At 65.3% G+C, this 3,298-nt stretch carries 5 protein-coding genes; 1 reads left to right on the plus strand and 4 read right to left on the minus strand.

Annotated features, from left to right (window positions below; all coding sequences use genetic code 11):
• Nucleotides 1-657, plus strand: a 657-nt coding sequence (locus tag AC1D34_RS35580) for a methyltransferase domain-containing protein (RefSeq protein ID WP_476826788.1), incomplete at its 5' end; no start/stop codon positions are given.
• A gap of 113 nt (nt 658-770) precedes the next feature.
• Here the strand turns inward: AC1D34_RS35580 and AC1D34_RS35585 are convergent.
• From AC1D34_RS35585 to AC1D34_RS35600, 4 genes are all read right to left on the minus strand, one after another.
• A complete protein-coding gene (locus AC1D34_RS35585; RefSeq protein WP_441505396.1) occupies nt 771-1,670 on the minus strand; it encodes a glycosyltransferase family 2 protein in 900 nt (299 codons plus the stop codon).
• A 43-nt stretch (nt 1,671-1,713) separates the two neighbouring features.
• Nucleotides 1,714-2,016: a hypothetical protein gene (locus AC1D34_RS35590; RefSeq protein ID WP_476826789.1), complete on the minus strand. Its 303-nt coding sequence runs from the start codon at nt 2,014-2,016 to the stop codon at nt 1,714-1,716.
• A 12-nt stretch (nt 2,017-2,028) separates the two neighbouring features.
• Entirely contained in the window at nt 2,029-2,376 is a 348-nt protein-coding gene (locus tag AC1D34_RS35595) for a hypothetical protein (protein WP_441505394.1), read from the minus strand.
• Nucleotides 2,377-2,409: 33 nt separating this feature from the next.
• Nucleotides 2,410-3,298 (minus strand): amino acid--tRNA ligase-related protein (locus tag AC1D34_RS35600; RefSeq protein ID WP_476826790.1); only part of this gene is annotated, 889 nt, incomplete at its 5' end.

Consider the following 3,298-nt stretch of genomic DNA (forward strand, 5'->3'; position numbering starts at 1 on the left):
GGCATGGACATCGAGCCGGGGCTGAACGTCGATGTGGCGGTGGCCGATCCCTATGACTGGAAAGAGATCGCCACCGGCTCGGTCGATGTCGTGACCTGCTCGGAGGTCTTCGAGCATGCAGAGTATTTCTGGATCACCATCCTTGAGATTTCGCGCGTGCTGAAGGGCAATGGACTCGCGTTCATCACCTCACCGGGCGGCGGTCCGCGGCACCGCTTCCCCGTCGATTGCTGGCGCTTCTACGACGATGCCTTCCCTGCCCTGGCCCGCTATGCCGGGCTGAACCTGCTCGAAGCTCAGGTGCAATGGGTTCCGGCCTATCGAAGGGGCATCCAGTGGCGCGATTCCAGCGCCGTGATGCAGAAGCCGGTCCGGGATGCCGCCGCAAGCCGCCTCGACGTAGCGCGCAGCATGATCGGCAAGAGCCTTCGCGGAGCCGAGCCGGCTCTGACTGAGCTCGATCTCTCGGCCTTGCCGAACACCCCGCTGYCGCTGAGCCCAATCCCTGCCCTGCAGGGCAAAGCCGCCTTTGCCGCACGTGAGGCCGAGTTGCTCTCGGCCGACAGCAATGTGCTGCGCAAGGCACGGCTCGTCTTCAGGCAGTTGCGCGAGATCCGCAGGATCATCACCACCCCCATGAAGGACCTGCACCTCTAAGGCATCGGCCCGAAAAGTGGATTGCGGTTTTCGGGGCAAAGCCGATGCAAACACAAAGGGTGAGATCATCGAACCGGATACGATATCCGGTCCGATGATCTAAGGCGCGCGAGCTATTCGTCCAGGCCCTGCCGCGAGAGCGCCGTCCGTCCCCGCCGCCAATCCAGCGCGCCAGCGGCAGATCCGGCATGCGCCATCATCTTGAGGCGGTTGAAGATCAAGGCGTAACCGACTGTCTTTGCGATGTTTTCGCAAATCGCAAAGGACGACGGCCCGACTTGCCCGTATTTGGCCGAGATATAGGCGTGCGACCAGGCGAGATGCCAGCGTGCGTTGAAACGGCGGCCGGGGCTGGGCTTGCTGGAACGGCCGCGCGCGTGATGCGCCTGTGCATCGTGCACATGCACGAGCGCATGCCCGGCGTCCCTCATGCGGCGGCAAAGATCATCGTCCTCGTAGAACAGGAAGATTCGCGGATCGAAACCGCCCAGCGCTTCGAAGGCCTCGCAGCGGAGCAGGAGGCAGGCGCCCGAGAGAAACGGCAGGCAGGCATCCCCCTCCGGTACAATTGCCGCGCCGGAATGATTGAGATGAGCCGGCGACAGCAGCGAACGCGGCTGGATGAAGACGCGCCCTGACGGCTCGACAATGCGCGGAGCCAGCATCCCGGCATCGGGGTAGCGCCCAGCGGCAGCCAGCAACCCCGCCATGGCGCCCGGCTGCAGCACGAGGTCGGGATTGACGATCAGCGCGTAGGGAGTGCGGCAGGCTGCGATGCCGAGATTGTTGGCTCGGCCATAGCCTTCATTCCTGGGGCTCGCGATCACCGTTGCGCCATGCGCCCGCGCGATTGCGGCCGAATCGTCACTGCTGGCATTGTCGACGACGATGGCAGGCACGCCTTCGCGCCGTAGCGCATCCAGGCAGGCCGGCAGGACATCGGCGCTGTCATAGGCGACGACGACCGCGGTGACGGTTTCTTGGAGCGGGAGCAACTCGTTCGCGGGCGGCATTCCTGCCTTCTGGCCGGGATCGCCCCCGGCAGGCAAGCAGAATTCAGCGCCGTGTGAGACCGGCGAGCTCGTGCTGAACCGCGCTGCGTTCGGCGGCATCGCAGTGGCGCGGCGCCTTGTAGGACTTCACCGCGAGGCTGGCATTGACGACGACGAAACGTCCGCGCTCGGCCGGGGCAAGCCCCGCCATCACACGGCGGCGATMGACGGCGACACCGCAATCATAGCCGCGCGAGACTTTGACGGCCGCAAACTCCGCCGTGCCGGGCACTGGACCGGCAGTCGTCGTACAGGCCGCAAGCGCAGGCAGAAGCAGGCTGCAGAGGAAGGCTCTGGCGAAGGGCATGGCTGATCGCGCTCAGAGCCCGCTGAAATCGCCGGCCCGGACGCGCGCCATGCGTGGCTTCAAGGAGCTGCGTTCTTCCGCAGAGCAGGCTTCGGGCCGGACATCCTGATTGATGGTCGCCGCCTCCGAAACGGTGACATAGGTCGAGCGCGCTCCCGCGATCTGCTCCGGCGTCGCGCCACGGGCACGCTCGGCGTCGAGGAAGCGGTCGAGTGTGCTGGTGCGTGGTGCTCCAGCACGGCAGGCGATCGAGCGCGAGACCAGATTGGCAAGCTCCACCGCCCGCCCCGAGCTTGTGTGGGGCGCAGCGGTGACACAGGCGGTTAGCGGCAGCGCGAGCAGGCAGGCGAGCGCGGACAAGCGCGCTCCGGTCGGGGCAGGCATGGCGGGGGGTCAGCCGTTCTTTTCAGGCAGGTTCAGGCGGATATGGAGCTCGCGCAGCTGCTTCGGGCCGACCTCGGAGGGCGCCCCCATCAGCAGATCGACCGCTTGCTGGTTCATCGGGAACAGCGCGACCTCGCGCAGGTTGCTGGCGCCGGCGAGCAACATGATGATGCGGTCGATACCCGCTGCCATGCCACCATGCGGCGGCGCGCCATACTGGAAGGCCCGGTACATGCCGCCAAAGCGCTCGATCACCGTCTCCTCGCCATAACCGGCGATCTCGAAGGCCTTAACCATCGCCTCAGGGCGGTGATTGCGAATGCCGCCCGAGGCGAGTTCGTAGCCGTTGCAAGCGATGTCGTACTGGAAGGCCTTGATCGCCAGCGGATCGTCCTTCTGCAGCGACTCCAACCCGCCTTGCGGCATCGAGAACGGGTTATGCGAGAAATCGACCCGCTTCTCGTCCTCGTTGTACTCGTACATCGGGAAATCGACGATCCAGGCGAAAGCGAAGGCGTTCTCGTCGATCAAGCCGAGCTCCGAGCCAACCTTGTTACGGGCGGCGCCGGCGAACTTGTAGAACTTGTCGGGGTTGCCCGCTGCGAAGAAGGCAGCGTCGCCATCCTTCAGACCAAGCGCGATGCGGATCGCCTCGACCCGCTCCGGACCGATATTGTTGGCGATCGGGCCAGCACCCGCGCCTTCGCGCCACATGATGTAGCCGAGGCCGGGTTGGCCTTCGCCTTGAGCCCAGGAGTTCATGCGGTCGCAGAAGGCACGCGAACCGCCGCCCGGTGCCGGAATCGCCCAGACCTGGTTCTTCTCGTCTTCCAGGATGCGGGCGAAGACCTTGAAACCCGAACTGCGGAAATGCTCCGACACATCCTGCATCTCGAGC

This window comes from Allobosea sp. P1_A7 (assembly GCF_056406775.1).

Bases quoted from the DNA above. Each gene is read 5' to 3' on its own strand.
- AC1D34_RS35585 (WP_441505396.1), bottom strand. From the start codon at position 1,670: ATGCCGCCCGCGAACGAGTTGCTCCCGCTCCAAGAAACCGTCACCGCG.